This is a genomic window from Sphingomonas kaistensis (assembly GCF_036884275.1).
GTDB classification, from domain to species: Bacteria; Pseudomonadota; Alphaproteobacteria; order Sphingomonadales; family Sphingomonadaceae; genus Sphingomicrobium; species Sphingomicrobium kaistense_A.
Genome location: NZ_CP145607.1, coordinates 781,067 through 796,448 on the forward strand (window position 1 = coordinate 781,067; position 15,382 = coordinate 796,448).

16 protein-coding genes are annotated in these 15,382 nt (G+C 66.5%); 10 read left to right on the forward strand and 6 right to left on the reverse strand.

Going from position 1 to position 15,382, the window contains the following annotated elements:
- Positions 1–23: 23 nt before the first annotated feature.
- Together V6R86_RS03715 and V6R86_RS03720 are read right to left on the reverse strand one after the other, a co-directional pair.
- Positions 24–641: a heme-binding protein gene (locus V6R86_RS03715; RefSeq protein WP_338502221.1), complete on the reverse strand. Its 618-nt coding sequence runs from the start codon at positions 639–641 to the stop codon at positions 24–26.
- A 42-nt stretch (positions 642–683) separates the two neighbouring features.
- A complete protein-coding gene (locus V6R86_RS03720; protein ID WP_338502223.1) occupies positions 684–1,772 on the reverse strand; it encodes an alkene reductase in 1,089 nt (362 codons plus the stop codon).
- Positions 1,773–1,879: 107 nt separating this feature from the next.
- On the opposite strand from V6R86_RS03720, the gene V6R86_RS03725 reads away from it, so the two are divergent.
- From V6R86_RS03725 to ssb, 5 genes are read left to right on the forward strand one after another with little or no spacing between them, the layout of a single operon-like run.
- Positions 1,880–2,767, forward strand: coding sequence for a DMT family transporter (locus V6R86_RS03725; protein WP_338502225.1), 888 nt, complete (start codon positions 1,880–1,882; stop codon positions 2,765–2,767).
- Entirely contained in the window at positions 2,764–3,417 is a 654-nt protein-coding gene (locus V6R86_RS03730; protein WP_338502226.1) for a COQ9 family protein, read from the forward strand. Before V6R86_RS03725 ends, V6R86_RS03730 begins: the two co-directional genes overlap by 4 nt.
- 52 nt (positions 3,418–3,469) lie before the next feature.
- The gene (locus V6R86_RS03735) at positions 3,470–3,742 is read left to right on the forward strand and encodes a FeoA family protein (RefSeq protein WP_338502228.1); all 273 of its coding nucleotides are present in this window, start codon (positions 3,470–3,472) and stop codon (positions 3,740–3,742) included.
- 20 nt (positions 3,743–3,762) lie between these two features.
- Positions 3,763–5,598: a ferrous iron transporter B gene (feoB, locus tag V6R86_RS03740; protein WP_338502230.1), complete on the forward strand. Its 1,836-nt coding sequence runs from the start codon at positions 3,763–3,765 to the stop codon at positions 5,596–5,598.
- A gap of 30 nt (positions 5,599–5,628) precedes the next feature.
- Positions 5,629–6,174 (forward strand): single-stranded DNA-binding protein, encoded by a 546-nt coding sequence (gene ssb, locus V6R86_RS03745; RefSeq protein WP_338502233.1) that lies wholly within the window; start codon positions 5,629–5,631, stop codon positions 6,172–6,174.
- A gap of 90 nt (positions 6,175–6,264) precedes the next feature.
- Here ssb and V6R86_RS03750 read toward each other — a convergent pair whose 3' ends face one another.
- Together V6R86_RS03750 and V6R86_RS03755 are read right to left on the reverse strand one after the other, a co-directional pair.
- Positions 6,265–6,765: a DUF177 domain-containing protein gene (locus V6R86_RS03750; protein ID WP_338502234.1), complete on the reverse strand. Its 501-nt coding sequence runs from the start codon at positions 6,763–6,765 to the stop codon at positions 6,265–6,267.
- A complete protein-coding gene (locus V6R86_RS03755) occupies positions 6,762–7,274 on the reverse strand; it encodes a ubiquinol-cytochrome C chaperone family protein (RefSeq protein ID WP_338502236.1) in 513 nt (170 codons plus the stop codon). The genes V6R86_RS03750 and V6R86_RS03755 overlap by 4 nt, the downstream gene beginning before the upstream one ends.
- Before the next feature lie 110 nt (positions 7,275–7,384).
- Here V6R86_RS03755 and V6R86_RS03760 point away from each other — a divergent pair, with 110 nt between their 5' ends.
- Genes V6R86_RS03760 through V6R86_RS03770 form a run of 3 tightly spaced genes read left to right on the forward strand, consistent with a single transcriptional unit; the run spans position 7,385 to position 9,773 of the window.
- Positions 7,385–7,849, forward strand: coding sequence for an outer membrane protein assembly factor BamE (locus V6R86_RS03760; RefSeq protein ID WP_338502238.1), 465 nt, complete (start codon positions 7,385–7,387; stop codon positions 7,847–7,849).
- 44 nt (positions 7,850–7,893) lie between these two features.
- Positions 7,894–8,628 (forward strand): tryptophan 2,3-dioxygenase, encoded by a 735-nt coding sequence (locus V6R86_RS03765; protein WP_338502240.1) that lies wholly within the window; start codon positions 7,894–7,896, stop codon positions 8,626–8,628.
- Positions 8,625–9,773 (forward strand): class V aminotransferase, encoded by a 1,149-nt coding sequence (locus V6R86_RS03770; RefSeq protein WP_338502242.1) that lies wholly within the window; start codon positions 8,625–8,627, stop codon positions 9,771–9,773. The genes V6R86_RS03765 and V6R86_RS03770 overlap by 4 nt, the downstream gene beginning before the upstream one ends.
- A 33-nt stretch (positions 9,774–9,806) precedes the next feature.
- Here the strand turns inward: V6R86_RS03770 and V6R86_RS03775 are convergent, their stop codons facing one another.
- Together V6R86_RS03775 and V6R86_RS03780 are read right to left on the reverse strand one after the other, a co-directional pair.
- Positions 9,807–10,565, reverse strand: a complete 759-nt coding sequence (locus V6R86_RS03775) for a hypothetical protein (RefSeq protein WP_338502243.1) — start codon at positions 10,563–10,565, stop codon at positions 9,807–9,809.
- Positions 10,566–10,610: 45 nt separating this feature from the next.
- Entirely contained in the window at positions 10,611–11,246 is a 636-nt protein-coding gene (locus tag V6R86_RS03780; RefSeq protein WP_338505395.1) for a TetR/AcrR family transcriptional regulator, read from the reverse strand.
- A 269-nt stretch (positions 11,247–11,515) separates the two neighbouring features.
- Here V6R86_RS03780 and V6R86_RS03785 point away from each other — a divergent pair, with 269 nt between their 5' ends.
- Both V6R86_RS03785 and V6R86_RS03790 read left to right on the forward strand, forming a co-directional pair.
- Positions 11,516–13,975 (forward strand): TonB-dependent receptor, encoded by a 2,460-nt coding sequence (locus V6R86_RS03785; RefSeq protein ID WP_338502245.1) that lies wholly within the window; start codon positions 11,516–11,518, stop codon positions 13,973–13,975.
- A 57-nt stretch (positions 13,976–14,032) separates the two neighbouring features.
- Positions 14,033–15,295 carry an MFS transporter gene (locus V6R86_RS03790; protein WP_338502246.1) on the forward strand — a complete coding sequence of 421 codons (1,263 nt, stop codon included), beginning with the start codon at positions 14,033–14,035 and terminating at the stop codon, positions 15,293–15,295.
- The last annotated feature ends 87 nt before the right edge of the window (positions 15,296–15,382 follow it).

A 15,382-nucleotide genomic window follows, 5' to 3' on the forward strand; every position in this document is an offset into this window, starting at 1 on the left:
CGGGTCCCGCCGGGGCGACGCCATCAGCTCAGCGCCAACAGCACCTCGTTGCGGCGCAGCGGCGGCGGGATCATCGGCGAATTGTAGAATGCATATTCCGGCTCGCACTTGATCGCGTCCTCGCCATGCCGCTTGAGCCAGCCGCGCAGCCGGTCCTCCGCAGCCTGCAGCCGATCGTCATGCGCGGTGCCGTGGAAGGTCGCCGCGCCCACGCGCCGAGCGGGCACGTCGATGATCGTCACACCTTCCGGCGGCTCGGGCACGTCATGGCCTTCGGGCATCACGAACCGCACGCGCCAGCCGCCTTCGACCTCGTCGTCGAAGCGCGGCGGATCGCTCGCCATCGGATTGCCCGCATCCTGCATCACCGGCACGGTCATCGGCAATTTCTCGCCCGGCCGCGACTTGGCGAAGATATAGTCAGCAAGGATCTGGAAGCCCTTGCTCAGCGCTTCCTTGCGCGGACCCGAAACCACCGTCTCGGCGACCCTGATCGCGGGGTAACTGCGGATCTGGAGGTCGCCGTCGCTGACCAAGGTCCGGTAATCGGGCCCCGGTGTCGCCTTTTCCTGAAGGACGTAGGCGACGCCGAGCCCGACGAGGGTAGCCGCCGCGACCGCGCCGGCGGCTTTCCAGTTCACGCGAGTGTTGGTTGATGCTTTTGCCATGACGGCGACAAAGGTTCAGGCGGCTTCCTGTTCCTCGGCAAACGGATAATCGATGTAGCCCTCGGCCCCCGCGGTGTAGAAGGTGCTGGGGTCCGGCTCGTTGAGCGGAAGCTCGCGGCGCAGGCGCTCCGGCAGGTCGGGATTGGCGATGAACGGCCGTCCGAAGGCAATCGCATCGGCCACGCCTTCCGCCAGCCGCGCCTGCGCCGAGGTTCCATCGTAATCGCTGTTGAGGATGATCCCGCCGCTGAAATGCGGGCGGATGTGCGGGCTGACCGGCGCGATATCGCTGGGCGCGAAGGTCGATTGCGGCCCCGGCTCGCGCAGCTCGAGCGCAGCGATGCCGAGCTCTCCCAGCGCCTTGCCGGCGGCGATGAACAGGCCGTGCGGATCGCTGTCGTCGCAGCCCTGGACGAGGCCGAGTGGGCTCAGCCGGACCAGGGTGCGGCCGGCACCGGCTTCGGAAATCAGCGCCTCGGTCGCTTCGCGCAGCAGGCGGATGCGGTTGTCGATCGACCCGCCATAGTCGTCGTCGCGCAAATTGGTGCCGTCGCGCAGGAATTGGTCGATCAGATAGCCGTTGGCGCCGTGGAGCTGCACCCCGTCGAACCCGGCCCGCAGCGCGTTGCGAGTGGCGGTCGCATAATCGCCGAGGATGCGCTGGATGTCGTCATGGGTGATCGCCCGCGCTGCCTCGTACGGCTTCTTGCCGTCGTAGGTATGCGCCTTGTTCGGCGCGGTGGTGGCGCTGGCCGAGACCGGCTGCGTGCCCGTCACGCTGGAATGGACCAGCCGGCCCATGTGCCACAGCTGCGCGACGATTTTGCCGCCGGCTTGGTGCACCGCCTCGGTTACCGGCTTCCAGCCTTCGACCTGCTCCTCGGTCCACAGGCCCGGCGCATTGGGCCAGCCAAGGCCCTCGCGGCTGATGCCGGTGCCTTCGGAAATGATCAGCCCGGCGCCTGCGCGCTGGCGATAATATTCGACCCCCAGCTCGGTCGGCACCCCGGTCAGGCCGGAGCGGCCCCGGGTGAGCGGAGCCATGACGATGCGATTGGCGAGATGGATGTCGCCAAAAGCGACCGGGTCGAACAGATCGGGCATAAGTTAGTCCTGCTGAGGAACGAGCACGGATCGTCAGATAGGGCGGCGGCGGCGCATAACAATCGCGCGGGGCTGGACCCCGCCTCCATGGCGACTAAGGGGCGCTGGTGACCCAGCGCGTTTCTCCCCGGGCCTTTGCCGTCCTGATGCTCGGCAATCTTGCGCTGGCGTTCGGGCCGTGGATGGTGCGGCTGAGCGATGTCGGTCCGAGCGCCGCAGGATTCTGGCGGCTGGCGCTGGCGCTGCCGTTCTTGGCTGTCCTGGCCAAAGCGATGGGCCAGCCCGCGCATTGGCCGGGCCGCGCGTCGGCACTGATCATCGCCGTCGCCGCCTTTTTTTTCGCCGCCGACCTCGCTGCCTGGCACGCGGGCATACACCTCACCAAGCTCGGCAATGCGACGCTGTTCGGCAATGTCGCCAGCTTCGCCTTTGCCGCGTGGGGCCTGTGGCTGGCGCGGCGCTGGCCGACCTGGCTGCAGGCGGCGGCGCTGGGCCTCGCGCTCGCGGGGGCGGCGCTGCTGATGGCGGGCAGCGCCGAGCTCAGTGCGCGCTATCTGCATGGCGATCTCCTGACCCTGCTCGCCGGACTGCTCTACGCCGGCTACCTGATCGCGGTGGAGCGGGTGCGCGGCTCGATGCAGCCCTTGCCCGTGCTGATCCTCTCCAGTGCGTTCGGCGCCGCCATGCTGCTGCCCTTCGCCGCCGCGATGGGCGAGACGATCTGGCCGACCGACTGGACCCCTCTCCTGCTGCTTGCGATCGGCAGCCAGGTCGTCGGGCAAGGCTGCCTCGTCTATGCGCTGGGCCAGGTCCCGCCGCTGGTGGTCGGCCTCGCGCTGCTGACCCAACCGGCCGTATCGGCAATCATCGGGTGGCTGTTCTATAACGAGGTCATGACGTCACTCGACTTCCTCGGCGCCTTCGCGATCGGCGCGGCCTTGGTGCTGGTCCGCTTGCAAGGTGACGGTTCCGGCCCCAAGTCGGACCCGGCATGACCGTCGACACCCTTTCGCCCGCGCAAGCGACCGCGCTCGATCTCGCGCTCGCGATCGGCGAGAATGCCGCGTTCGACGGCTGGACCCCGGCAGCGGTCGAAGCCGCAGCGCTGAGCGAGGGCGTCGATCCCGCGCTTGCCATGCTGACGATCCCCGACGGCGCGGTCGGTCTGATCGACCTTTACGGGCAGGGCGTCGACAAGGCGCTCGCCGAAGCGCTTCCGCCCGAAACCCTCGCCGCGATGAAAATCCGGGAGCGCATCCGCAGCCTCGTCTGGACCCGCCTTCAGATCCAGGAACCGGCCAAGGAAGCGATTCGCCGCGCGCTCGCCATTCTCGCCATGCCGCAGAACGCGCCTGCCGCCGCGCGCCTGTCGTGGCGCAGCGCCGACGTCATGTGGCGCATGGCCGGCGATACCGCGACCGATTACAATCATTACACCAAGCGCGCGATCCTCTCGGCGGTCTATGGGTCGACTCTGCTCGCCTGGCTGCAGGACGACAGCGACGGCAATGCCGACACCGCCGCTTTCCTCGACCGGCGAATCGACAACGTCATGCAGTTCGAAAAGTGGAAGGCGGGCCTAGGCAAAGCCGAACGGCCGAGCGTGACCCGCTTCCTCGGTCGCCTGCGCTACCCGCCGCGCTAGCGCAAACAACGGGCTGGACCCGCGCTGCTGTTATTGATAATCAGTTGCAGCAATGACGATGCAGCCCTCGCCCTCGGATTTCGCGCTCGCCCTCGACCAGCTTCAGCTGGGTCGCCGTGGCCGCGTGTCGGCGATCGACTGGGCGCTGCTCGGCACCCAGGAAGCGGCGCGCTTGCGCCATTTCGGCTTCGACCCCGATGTGATGGTCGAGCCGCTGCATGCCGGCCCGTTTGGGCGTGACCCGCTGGCGGTCAAGGTCGGGCGGATGACGGTGGCGATTCGCCGCGTTCACGCCCGCGCGATTCGGGTCGTCCCGGCCGACTGATCCCGGGCCTGAGGCCGCCAGTGACCCTCCCTGCCCCTCTCGTCGCCGTTGTCGGCAATCCCAATGCCGGCAAAAGCGCGCTGTTCAATGCCCTGACCGGCGCGCGGCAGAAGGTCGGCAATTATCCAGGCGTTACCGTTGAGCGGAAGAGCGGTCGAACCGCGCTCCCCGACGGCCGCTCGGTCGAATTGGTCGATCTGCCCGGCACCTACGCGCTCGAGCCGTCCAGCCCCGACGAAGCGGTGACCCGCAAGGTGCTCGAAGGCAATCAGCTTGGCGAGCGCAAGCCCGACGCCCTGCTGGTGGTGGTCGACGCCTCCAACCTCGACAATCACCTCCGCTTCGCGCTCGAACTGCGCAGCCTCGGGCTGCCGATGGTGGTCGCGCTGAACATGATCGACATGGCGGCGCGCGACGGCCTGACCGTTTCGGCCGACCAGCTATCGCAGGCGCTCGGCCTTCCGGTGGTCGAAACCGTCGCCGTCCGCCGCCGTGGTCTCGAAGCGGTGCGCGAGGCGCTCGAACAAGCCATCGGTCGTTCCACCGCGCCCATCGCTGTTCCCACCGATCTCGCCCGCGAAGCCCGCCGGATCGCCGCCGCCGCCGTCGTCAGCGAAGCCCCGGTGCGCCGCTGGACCCACCGCCTCGACCGCGTGCTGCTTCATCCGGTCGCCGGCGTCGCCATTCTCGCGCTGGTGATGTTCGCGATGTTCCAGGCGGTGTTCGCCTGGTCCGAAACCCCGATCGGCTGGATCGAAAGCGGCGTTTCGGCGATCGGTACCGGCGTTACCGATGTGCTGCCCGAAGGCGCGCTGCGCTCCTTGCTGGTCGACGGCGTGATCGGCGGGGTCGGCGCGGTGGTCGTGTTCCTGCCGCAGATCCTGATCCTGTTCCTGTTCATCCTGCTCCTCGAAGGCACCGGCTACATGGTCCGCGCCGCTTTCCTGATGGACCGTCTGATGGGCACCGCGGGCCTGTCCGGCCGCGCCTTCATTCCCCTGCTGTCGAGCTTCGCCTGCGCCGTTCCGGGCATCATGGCGACCCGCACCATCGACAATGAAAAGGACCGGCTGACCACCATCCTTGTCGCGCCGTTGATGACCTGTTCGGCGCGGCTGCCGGTCTACACCCTGATCATCGCCGCCTTCATTCCCCACCGCGAGATCGCGCCGTTCGTCAATCTGCAGGGCGCGGTGATGTTCGGCCTGTACCTCGCCGGCATCGTCGGCGCGCTGCTTGCCGCGCTGGCGCTGCGCAAGACAGTGGCGAGGGGCGCAGCGTCCTCGTTCATGATGGAGCTGCCCAAATATCAGATGCCCGCTCTGAAAGACGTCGCGCTCGGCCTGTGGCAGCGCACCGTCATCTTCCTCAAGCGCGCAGGCGGGATCATCCTCGTCACCACCGTTCTGCTCTGGGCGCTCGCCAGTTTCCCCAAGGCCGGCCCGGGCGAAAGCCAGTCCGAAGTCTCCATCGCCGGCAAGATCGCCAGCGGCATCGAGGTCGTCGTCAAACCCATCGGCTTCAATCACGACATCGCGCTGGCGCTGCTCCCCTCGATGGCGGCGCGCGAAGTGGCGGTGTCGGCCATCGCCACCGTCTATGCCCTGAACGAAGCCGACGAAGCGCAGCTCGAACAGAGCCTCGCCGAACGGCTCCGCTACGCTTGGCCGCTGCCGACCGCGCTCGCTTTCCTCGCCTGGTTCGTGTTCGCGCCGCAATGCATCTCGACCATCGCGGTCACCCGGCGCGAAACCAACAGTTGGCGCTGGCCGCTGTTCATGGTCGGCTATCTCTTCACTCTCGCCTATCTCGCGGCAGGCGCGACCTACTGGACGGCGGTGGCGCTCGGCCTATAGCTGCTCCTCGATAAAGAGGAGTTTCGATTCATGGCGGGAAGCGTCAACAAGGTCATTCTGGTCGGCAATCTGGGGCAGGACCCGGAAAGCCGCTCGTTCCAGAACGGGGGCGAGGTCGTGAACCTGCGCATCGCCACGTCGGAAAACTGGAAGGACCGCGAAGGCAACCGCCAGGAGCGTACGCAGTGGCATTCGGTCGCGATCTTCGCCGAAGGCCTCGCCAAGGTCGCCAAGAGCTATCTCAAGAAAGGCTCGAAAGTGTATCTCGAAGGCCAGCTCGAGACCCGCAAGTGGCAGGACCAGAACGGCCAGGATCGTTATTCGACCGAAGTCGTGCTGCGCAACTTCAACAGCTCGATGGTGCTGCTCGACGGCCGCGGCGGTGAAGGCGGCGGTGGGGGTGGCGGCTTCGGCGGCGGTCGAAGCAGCGGCGGTGGCGGCAGCTACGACGATGGCGGCTTCGGTGGTGGCAGCAGCGGCGGCGGCTTCGGCGGCGGTCGCTCAGGCGGATCGAGCCAGGGCAATCGGCCTGCCCCGGCGGCGTTCGACGACCTCGACGACGACGTTCCGTTCTGAGACCACGACGTCATCCCGGCGAAGGCCGGGATCTCCCACACCTGGAGTGCCTGAACGCCCGAGGTCCCGGCCTGCGCCGGGACGACGGGGTTATTTGCCTTTCAGCGCCGCCAGCGCCGCGAACGGACCGGCCTGCTCTTCGCTGAGCACGCCGGCTTCTTTCAGCGCATCCTCCGCCTTCGCGCTGCGTGGATAAGGGTCGAGCGCGAGGCTGAGTTCGTCGGCGACCGCCGTGCCGAGGTCGATTTCGCGTCCGTCGTGAAAGATGACGTCGAGATCTTCGGCGCTCAGTTCCAGCTCCTCGTCGGGCGTGCCCTTGGGCTCGGGCAGAAAGTGGAGCGCGATCTTTTCGTCCACCCTCGCCGGCACCGGCTCGCCGCTGGCGACACAGGCCTGGGTGACGCTGGCGATCAGCCGCCCTTCAGCCCGGACCTTTTCACCCTCGCAATGCAGCGTCAGCGCCGCTTCGAGCCGCTCGAGTCCGAGCAGATCGAGCCGCTCCGCCACCGCCGCCCGCTCCGCTTCGTCCGCGGCATAATCGATTCGCTGCCCATCACGCAGCTTGTCCAGCGACAGCTTGAGTTCGCTCACGGCAGCACCCCGCTAATCAGCGCCTCATCGCCGCGGCCCTGCAGCGCGTGCCAGAACCGCTTCAGCTCATCCAAGGAATGCGCCAGCGCCGCATCCGACGGCACCTCTCCGCGATACAGCGAACGGCCCGCGACCGCATCCCAGCTTTCTTCGCCGCCGATCGCGCGGCGCCACGCGCCGACCCGCCCGCCGAGCGCCCCGACCAGGCTGCCGACGCGCTTGCCCATGACGGGATCCCCGACGCCGTCTTGGCGAAGCTGCGAATCCATGTCGTGCACGAAGCATTCGGCAAGCGCGACGCTGGCCTTGGTGGCAACCTCGCCGCCCTGCTCCAGACGCAGATCGGTCAGCGCCAGCAAGGTCGCCAGCACCGAAAAGCGGCCTTCCATCGTGTCGGGCACCCGGCCCTCCACGTACCAATGTGGGGCACGCGCCTTGGCGACGACCTGGGCATAGAGCGGCTCGGCGATATTCGGCTCGCTCCGGAACAGCCGCATCAGCGACTTCATGATCATCCTCCGTTCAGGAGAGCCGCTGCACTTGGCGGAGCGACCCCCAGCCGATATTGAGCGGGCGAACCGCCGACGCAAGGGTGTCGGCAGCCGGAGCAATCTATCTCGTGACCAGCAAGCGCTTCCTCCTTCTCGCCACCCTCGCCGCGAGCGTCAGCCTCGGCGGCTGTACCGGCTATCGCGAGAATCGCGGTTTCATCATGAACGAGGAGCTGGCCTCGGCGGTGCAGGTCGGGACCGACAACAAGGCCAGCGTCGAACGCACGCTCGGCCGGCCGACCTTTACCGGCCAGTTCAACGACAACGAATGGTATTACGTCAGCCGCAAGACCTCGACCTTCGCGTTCCGCACGCCGCGGGTGACCGAGCAGTCGGTGCTGCGCATCCGCTTCGATGCCGCGGGCAACGTCGCGGGCGTCGATCGCACCGGGAAAGAACAGATCGCTTCGATCGATCCTTATGGCCGCTCGACCCCGACGCTCGGCCGCAAGAAGAGCTTCTTCGAGGAATTCTTCGGCAACATCGGCACGGTCGGCAGCGGCGGCCTTGGCGGAGCCCAGCCACAACAGTAATCGGCTGGGGTGACGCGGGCCCGTCAAGCCCCTAGACCCCACCCATGACCGCGCACCCGGCCGGCATGACCTATGCCGATTATCTTCAGCTCCCGACCCTGTTGTCGGCGCAGCAACCCAAGTCTGACCTGCATGACGAGATGCTGTTCATCGTCATTCACCAGACCAAGGAATTGTGGCTGAAGCAGATGCTGCACGAGGTGGACCTCGCGATCCGCCTTGTCGCCTCAGACGACTTTGCCGCCGCCTACAAGGCATTGGCCCGGGTCAGCCGGATCCAGTCGGTAATGACCCTGCCGTGGGACGTGCTGGCGACCATGACCCCGGTCGATTATTCCGCCTTCCGCCACGTGCTCGGCACCTCGTCAGGCTTTCAGTCGGCGCAATTCCGCGAGCTCGAATACAAGTTCGGGATCAAGGACCCGAAGTTCCTCGACTATCAGGAAGGCGGCGGCGAAGGTCGCTCGCGGCTCCAGGCCGCGCTCGACGCGCCGAGCCTGTGGGAAACCGCCGACGCCGCCCGCGTCCGCCAGGGAGCCGACAGCTGGCTCGCCGTCTATCGCGACACGGAACGCTGGTTCGCGCTGTATCAGCTGGCGGAAAAGATGATCGACATCGACGACGCGCTGTCGGGCTGGCGGCACAAGCATCTGCTGACGGTGGAACGCATCATCGGCATGAAGCCCGGCACCGGCGGCTCGGCGGGCGCAAGCTATCTCGCCTCGACCCTCGAAAAACGCGCGTTTCCCGAACTGTGGGCGATCCGGACCCAGCTATGAGCTTCAAGCACCTCTTCACCCGCAGCCTGTCGGCCGCGCCCGGGCGGCTGCACATGGCGGCGCATAGCCATCACCTGTGGCCCGACGCCAGCTTCGCGGGCCAGGTCGAATGCTGGGAAGACGCCGCGCGGCTTGCCGATCGCAAATGGGACCGGGTGATGGGCGAGCTGTGGCCCGAAGCGCAGGCCGAGGTCGCGGCCGAGCTCGGCAGCGGCCGACCCGACGCTATCGTCTTTGCCGCCAACACCCACGACTTCATCATCCGCCTGTGGGCCGCCGCCCCGCGCCGCACGCCCGGCCCCTTGCGCGTGCTGACCACCAGCGGCGAATTCCACAGCGCCCGGCGCCAGTTCGCGCGCTGGGCCGAAAGCGGCGACATCGCCCTCGACGTGCTGCCCCCCGAACCGTACGACACCCTCGCCGAGCGTCTCGCTGCGCGGGCAGGAGAGGCCGACCTCGTCATGGTCAGCCAGTTGATGTTCGGCACCGGGCGCCTCGTCCCCGGTCTCGACGCGCTTGCCGCCATTGCTTCACCCCAGGGCCCGTGGGTGGTCATCGACGGCTATCACAGCTTCATGGCGGTGCCCGAGCCGCCCGGCGCCCTTGGGAAGAGCTGCTTCTTCCTCGCCGGTGGCTACAAATATGCCATGTCGGGCGAAGGGCTGGGCCTGATGCACTGCCCGCCGGGGTTCGGGCCGCGCCCCCCGATCACCGGCTGGTATGCCGAATTCGAGGATCTGACCCTGCCGCCCGGGCAGGTCGGCTACGCACCCGACGCCATGCGCTTCATGGGCGCGACCTTTGATCCCTCGGCCCTCTACCGCTTCCTCCACATCCGCCGGATGCTGGCGAGCGAAGGGCTGACCACCGCGCGGATTAGCGAGCGGGTGAGGGGCCTGAAGCAGCGCCTCGCCGACAGCCTTGCCGGCACCCCGCTATGCGCGTCCGACCTGCTCGATCCGCCGAGCGGTCCGGCGCGATTCCTTGCCTTGCGCCATCCGAAGGCCGCCGAATGGCAGCAAGCGCTGATGGCGCAGGACTGCGTCACCGACGTGCGCGGCGATGTGTTGCGGATCGGGCTCGGCCTGTATCACGACGACGCGGATCTGGAGCGATTTGCCGACCTTGCGGCTGATCTTTCCTGATTTTGCCGGGACCAGCCGTCTGGGCAGCGAACGTTATTCGATCGGCTTCAGGGCTGCCGTGCCCCACGCCTTGGGGTCGAACCAGCGGCAGAAAATATCGGGTCGCGCCTGCTGCAATTGCTCGAACGCGGAGCGCGGCGCGAATCGTGCGATGGCGAGAAACTCCAGCTTCGGGCATTCGGCAAGCGGCATCAGCGACTTGTCCGCAAGCCGTGTCGACACGCCCAGGAACGCCCGCAACGACCTGAGGCCCGCGAGGGGCGCCAAGCTCTGAATTGTGTAGTCGCAATCGATCGCGCCCTCGATGCCTATCACTTCGAGATGATGCGCACCGCGAAGCCATTCGATGTTCGGCATCTTCTTGGCGTTGGTGATGAGCAATGTCTTCAAGCGCGGCAGCTCGAGAAGCGGCGAAAGATCGGACAGGTTTCGCGGGCTGTCGATGCTGAGGTGTTCGAGATTAGTGAGCGAGAGAAGCGGCGTCAGATCCGCGGCGAGAAAAGGACATTCGAGCTCCAGCCGCTTTAGATCGACCAGACTACCGATCTCCCCCAGAAACGCCTGATCCACATTTGCCGCGATGAGATGGCGGATCGCGTTTTTGTCGCTAATCCCGCGATAGTTCAGCTTCTGGCGATTCAGCCAGACTTCGCCGGCCTGCGGCGGAATGGCCGTGGCGCTGTCGTAAAAATGCCGCTCCGCCCATTCGGTCCAGTCGCGCTCATTGTGCCCGCGAAACCGATCGCTGAAGGCCATTTCGAGGGACGGATAGGTGTCGAACGCGGCGTTCATGCGTAGCGCTTACCCCACGCGCGATAACGTTCGGTTACGGCATCTTCAGCTTCTTGCCAGCCCGTCGCGGATCAAGCGATTGCCAGCCGCCGCCACTGCGGCCGAATCCTCCTCGCCCCACACACCGAAGCGCAGGCCGAGAAAGACGTTCATCCCCATGATCGCCCAGGCCCGCACCTCGGCGTCGAGCGGATCGCGTGGTGACTGCATGACGCCAGCCGCAGCGCCTTCGGCAAGCCGTTCGGCAATGCGTGCGGCGGTGTTCTCATAGTGCGCGCGAAAGCCCGCGGGATCGACGAACTCGGCCTCGTCGATGATTCGATAGACCTGCTGGTGCTGGCCGACGAACGACAGAAACGCGGCCAGCGCCCGCTCCTCGGCTTCCAGCGTACCGCGGCCGTCCGACAGTACAGGCGCGACCGCCAGCCGGACCTGCTCGCTCATGTCCTGCACCAGCGCGCGGAACACTTCCTCCTTGCTGTCGAAATAGGTGTAGAAGGTGCCCAGCGCGACTTTGGCGGTGCGGGTGATTTCGGTGATCCCGGTATCGGCAAAACCGCGGGTGCCGAATTCGGACCGCGCGGCGTCGAGGATCTTGCGCCGGGTCCGCTCGCCCCGCGCGGTGCGCGGCGCCTTGGCCGAATTGGTCAGCGGCACGGTTTCGTCATGCCGATCGACCATCGCGCGTCCGGCGCGCACCGGTCGGGCCTTGCCGGTCACTGCCTTGCCGCTGTCCGCCATTCACCGGTCTCCCCGGCGAGCCCGGCTCGCCAACCCCGCGCCGCGCCACCCCGGACCCGACACCTCGAACCGCTAGGATGCCCGCAAGCACCTCGCCGATCAAGACTTGAAAGGTGATTCAAGTTTCAGTAAGCAGGACGTCTCAGATTTGGGTGCGGCGGGAGGAAGAGTCGCCGGGCCTGTCCAATCGAGGGGGAGACATCATCGTCATGCGCGCTATCACTATCCGTTCGGCCCTGTTCGCGTCGGCCGCCACCCTGCTTGTCGCCGCGCCTGCCTATGCGCAGGAAGCACCGCCGACGACCGACACGGCGACCACCGCTGCCGTCAACGACGCGCAGACCCGTGACGAAGCCGCCGCGGCGCCCGACGGTGACATTGTCGTCACCGCCCGCCGCCGTACCGAAACGCTGATCGACGTGCCGATCGCGGTCACCGCCTATTCGGGCGAGCAGCTCGACCGGCAGGGCGCGATCGACATCAGCGACATCGGCGACACCACTCCCAACGTCACGCTGGAAACCTCGCGCGGGACCAACAGCACGTTGACCGCCTTTATCCGCGGCGTCGGTCAGCAGGATCCGGTCGCCGGCTACGAAGGCGGCGTCGGCATCTATCTCGACGACGTCTATCTCAACCGTCCGCAAGGCGCGTTGCTAGACGTTTATGACGTGGAGCGGATCGAAGTGCTGCGCGGGCCGCAGGGCACGCTTTACGGCCGCAACACCATTGGCGGCGCGATCAAGTACGTCACCCGCTCGCTGTCGGCCAATCCGGAAGGTAAGGTCCGCGCGGCCGTCGGCAGCTACGGCCAGCGCGACTTGGTGATCAGCGGCTCGGTCCCGCTGGCGGACTTCATGCGCATCGGCGGGGCGGTCGCCCGGCTGACACGCAACGGCTTCGGCACCAACCTCACCACTGGCGCGGAAAATTACGACAAGGACATCTTCGCGGTCCGCGGCACGACCGAGCTGCTTCCGACCGACGCCATCCGGATCAAGATCGCCGGCGATTACACCTGGGATAGCAGCAGCCCGCGCGGCGGCCACCGCTTCATCCCCTCGCTGCTGTCCCGCCAACCGGTACTCGGCAACGTGTTCGACACCCGCGGCGGGCTCGTGAACCCCAAGCAGGACGTGCGCGGCGGCGGCATCTCGATCCGCGGCGATTTCGAAGTGAGCGACGGCATCACCCTTCGCTCGATCACCGCATGGCGCAAGGACAAGAGCGTCACCCCGATCGACTTCGACGCGCTGGCCGCCGCCGATGTCGACGTGCCCGCCATCTATCGCAACCGCCAGTTCAGCCAGGAAGTGCAGTTGCTGGTCGAAAGCGGCCGCCTGAATGGCCTGATCGGCGGATATTATTTGAACGCCAACGCAAACAATATCTTCGACGTGCTGCTGGGCACCACCGGCGCTGCCTTGGGCCTGCCGGGCTTCACCGCCTCGACCTTCGGCGATGTCGATACCAAGACCTATGCCGGCTTTGCCGATTTCACCTACGACCTGACCGACCAGTTCTCGATCTCGCTCGGCGGGCGCTACACGTCGGACAAGCGCAATGCGACGGTGATCCGCAAGAATCTGATTGGCGGCGTTTCGCCCGCGCTCGGCGGTGCCGGCGTGCAGTTGGGCGCGCTGACTTCCAATTTCGTGGGCGAAAAGACCTTCAAGCAGTTCACCCCGCGTGCCTCTGTCAGCTTCCAGCCGAACAGCGACACCAACATTTACGCAAGCTGGTCCAAGGGCTTCAAGGGCGGCGGCTTCGATCCGCGCGGCCTCAGCACCGCGGCGCCGGACCTGAACGGCAACGGCACCCGCGAACCGTCCGAAATCTTCGATTACTTCCTGTTCGAACCGGAAAAGGTCACCAGCTACGAAATCGGCTACAAGGCCGCGCTGTTCGACCGCCGCGTCCGCGTCGCGATCGCGGGCTTCATCGCCGACTACAAGGATGCGCAGGTGCCGGGATCGGCCGGTGCGGTGATCAACGGCGTGCCGACCTTTGTCGGTGTCACGACCAATGCCGGCAAGGCACAGTTCAAGGGTATCGAATTCGAAGGCAGCGCGATCATCGCCCGCGATTTCGCCGGCCCGGGCTCGCGCTTCAATGTGTCGGGGTCGGTCGGTTACTTGGACGCCAAGTACAAGCAGTTCATCACCAACATCGCGGCGTTCGATGCCAGCGGCAATCCGGCCCCGACCTCGCGCGCGCAGCCGATCGACGTCGCCAATTTCCGCGAAATTCAGAATACGCCCAAGTGGACCAATTCGGCGAGCGTCGATTTCTCGATCCCGGCCGGCCCCGGCATGCTGGGGGCCAACGCTACCGCGTCGTATCGCAGCAAGAGCACGCAGTTCGAACTGCCCAGCCCCTATCTCGACCAGAAGGGCTATTCGCTGTTCGACGCCAATCTGACCTACGACATCGGTCAGGTCCGCATCGGGCTCCACGGCAAGAACCTGTTCGACAAGCGCTACATCACGTCGGGCTATCAGTTCCTGACGGTCAACCCGGTGACCGGCCAGCCGATCCTCTCGGCCTCGCCCGCCAGCCCGGTCTTCGCTGTGCCCGGCGTCGCGCCGAGCCTCGGTCTCGAAGGCGTGGTGACCGGCTTCTACGGTGCGCCGCGGCAGGTGTTCGTCTCGCTCGACATCAAGTTCTAAGGGTCGGGTGGCACGGGACGCTTGGTTCTCCAGGCATCCCGTGCCACTCCCTCTCCCATGACCACAGCAGCACGCACCACCCCGCGCTCGCCGACGATCGTTCTCGTCTTCCTGCTGCTGGCCTACATCCTCAATTTCCTCGACCGGCAGATCCTCTCGATCCTGGCTCAGCCGATCAAGAATGACCTGTCGCTCAGCGACACCGAATTCGGCGCCATCGCCGGCCTCGCCTTTGCCTTGCTCTACAGCTTCGCCGGCGTGCCCCTGTCCTACCTTGCCGACCGCACCAGCCGGTCCAAGGTCATTGCCGGCTCGCTCGCGGTGTGGAGCGGGTTCACCGCCTTGTGCGGCGTGGCGGGCGGCTATTGGTCGATGTTCCTCTTCCGCCTCGGCGTTGGGGTCGGCGAAGCGGGCGGCGTGGCGCCGTCCTACGCCCTCATCGCTGACTATTTCCCGCCCGAAAAGCGCGGCCGCGCGCTCGGCATCTACTCGCTCGGCGTGCCCGTCGGGCTCGGCAGCGGCCTGCTCGTCGGCGCCTATATCGCGACCTACATCGACTGGCGCGCCGCCTTCCTCATCATGGGCGGGATCGGGATCGTCCTGGTGCCCTTCTTCCTGTGGGTGGTGAAGGACGTTCCGCGCCCCGCCGGGACCACCAGCGACGTGCGCCTTGGCGAAGTCTGGGCGATCGTTTCCAGAAAGCCGAGCTTCTGGCTCCTCGCGATCGCGGCCTCCCTGTCCTCACTGTGCGGTTACGGCCTCGCGGTGTGGGTGCCGAGCGTGCTGATGCTGAGCTACGACCTGACCCTGCTCCAGGCCGGCCAGTTTATGGGCTCGCTGCTGCTGATCGGCGGGGTCATCGGGGTGCTGGCCGGCGGCCATTTCGCCGATCGCCTCGGGCATGCCGACAAGAGCTGGTATGCCAAGCTGCCCGCCTTCGCCTGGCTGATCGCCTTGCCCTGCTTCCTGTTCGGCCTGACCACCGACAATCTGTGGCTGGCCTGGCCGCCGCTCTTGATCGCCAATGCGATGAACATCCTGTGGCTCGGGCCCATCGTCACCGCGGTCCAGAACCTGGTCGAACCGGCCAAGCGCGCCACCGCTTCGTCGATGTTCCTGCTGATCAACAATCTCGTCGGTCTCGGCGTCGGACCGCTGCTGATCGGGGCGATTTCGGACGCGCTCAAGAGCACCTACGGCCTCGACAGCCTGCGCTATGCGGCGATCGGGGTGGTGCTGTTCTACGGCCTCGCCGCGATCATGGCGCTGATCGCCAGCCGCTTCCTGATCCGTGATTGGGTAGATGAACCGCAGCCCTAAATGGCTGAAATCCAAGGTTCACCCGTCAGTAGCTAGACAGTTCCTCTCGCCATGGAGGCGGGAACGCGAACGGCGGACAAGCCGTTA

What these genes read in the sequence shown, in the direction of transcription:
- V6R86_RS03720 (WP_338502223.1), bottom strand. Translation starts at nt 1,772, where the DNA reads ATGCCCGATCTGTTCGACCCGGTCGCTTTTGGCGACATCCATCTCGCC.
- V6R86_RS03730 (WP_338502226.1), top strand. Translation starts at nt 2,764, where the DNA reads ATGACCGTCGACACCCTTTCGCCCGCGCAAGCGACCGCGCTCGATCTC.
- V6R86_RS03735 (WP_338502228.1), top strand. Translation starts at nt 3,470, where the DNA reads ATGACGATGCAGCCCTCGCCCTCGGATTTCGCGCTCGCCCTCGACCAG.
- ssb (WP_338502233.1), top strand. Translation starts at nt 5,629, where the DNA reads ATGGCGGGAAGCGTCAACAAGGTCATTCTGGTCGGCAATCTGGGGCAG.
- V6R86_RS03755 (WP_338502236.1), bottom strand. Translation starts at nt 7,274, where the DNA reads ATGAAGTCGCTGATGCGGCTGTTCCGGAGCGAGCCGAATATCGCCGAG.
- V6R86_RS03765 (WP_338502240.1), top strand. Translation starts at nt 7,894, where the DNA reads ATGACCGCGCACCCGGCCGGCATGACCTATGCCGATTATCTTCAGCTC.
- V6R86_RS03770 (WP_338502242.1), top strand. Translation starts at nt 8,625, where the DNA reads ATGAGCTTCAAGCACCTCTTCACCCGCAGCCTGTCGGCCGCGCCCGGG.
- V6R86_RS03775 (WP_338502243.1), bottom strand. Translation starts at nt 10,565, where the DNA reads ATGAACGCCGCGTTCGACACCTATCCGTCCCTCGAAATGGCCTTCAGC.
- V6R86_RS03780 (WP_338505395.1), bottom strand. Translation starts at nt 11,246, where the DNA reads ATGGTCGATCGGCATGACGAAACCGTGCCGCTGACCAATTCGGCCAAG.
- V6R86_RS03785 (WP_338502245.1), top strand. Translation starts at nt 11,516, where the DNA reads ATGCGCGCTATCACTATCCGTTCGGCCCTGTTCGCGTCGGCCGCCACC.
- V6R86_RS03790 (WP_338502246.1), top strand. Translation starts at nt 14,033, where the DNA reads ATGACCACAGCAGCACGCACCACCCCGCGCTCGCCGACGATCGTTCTC.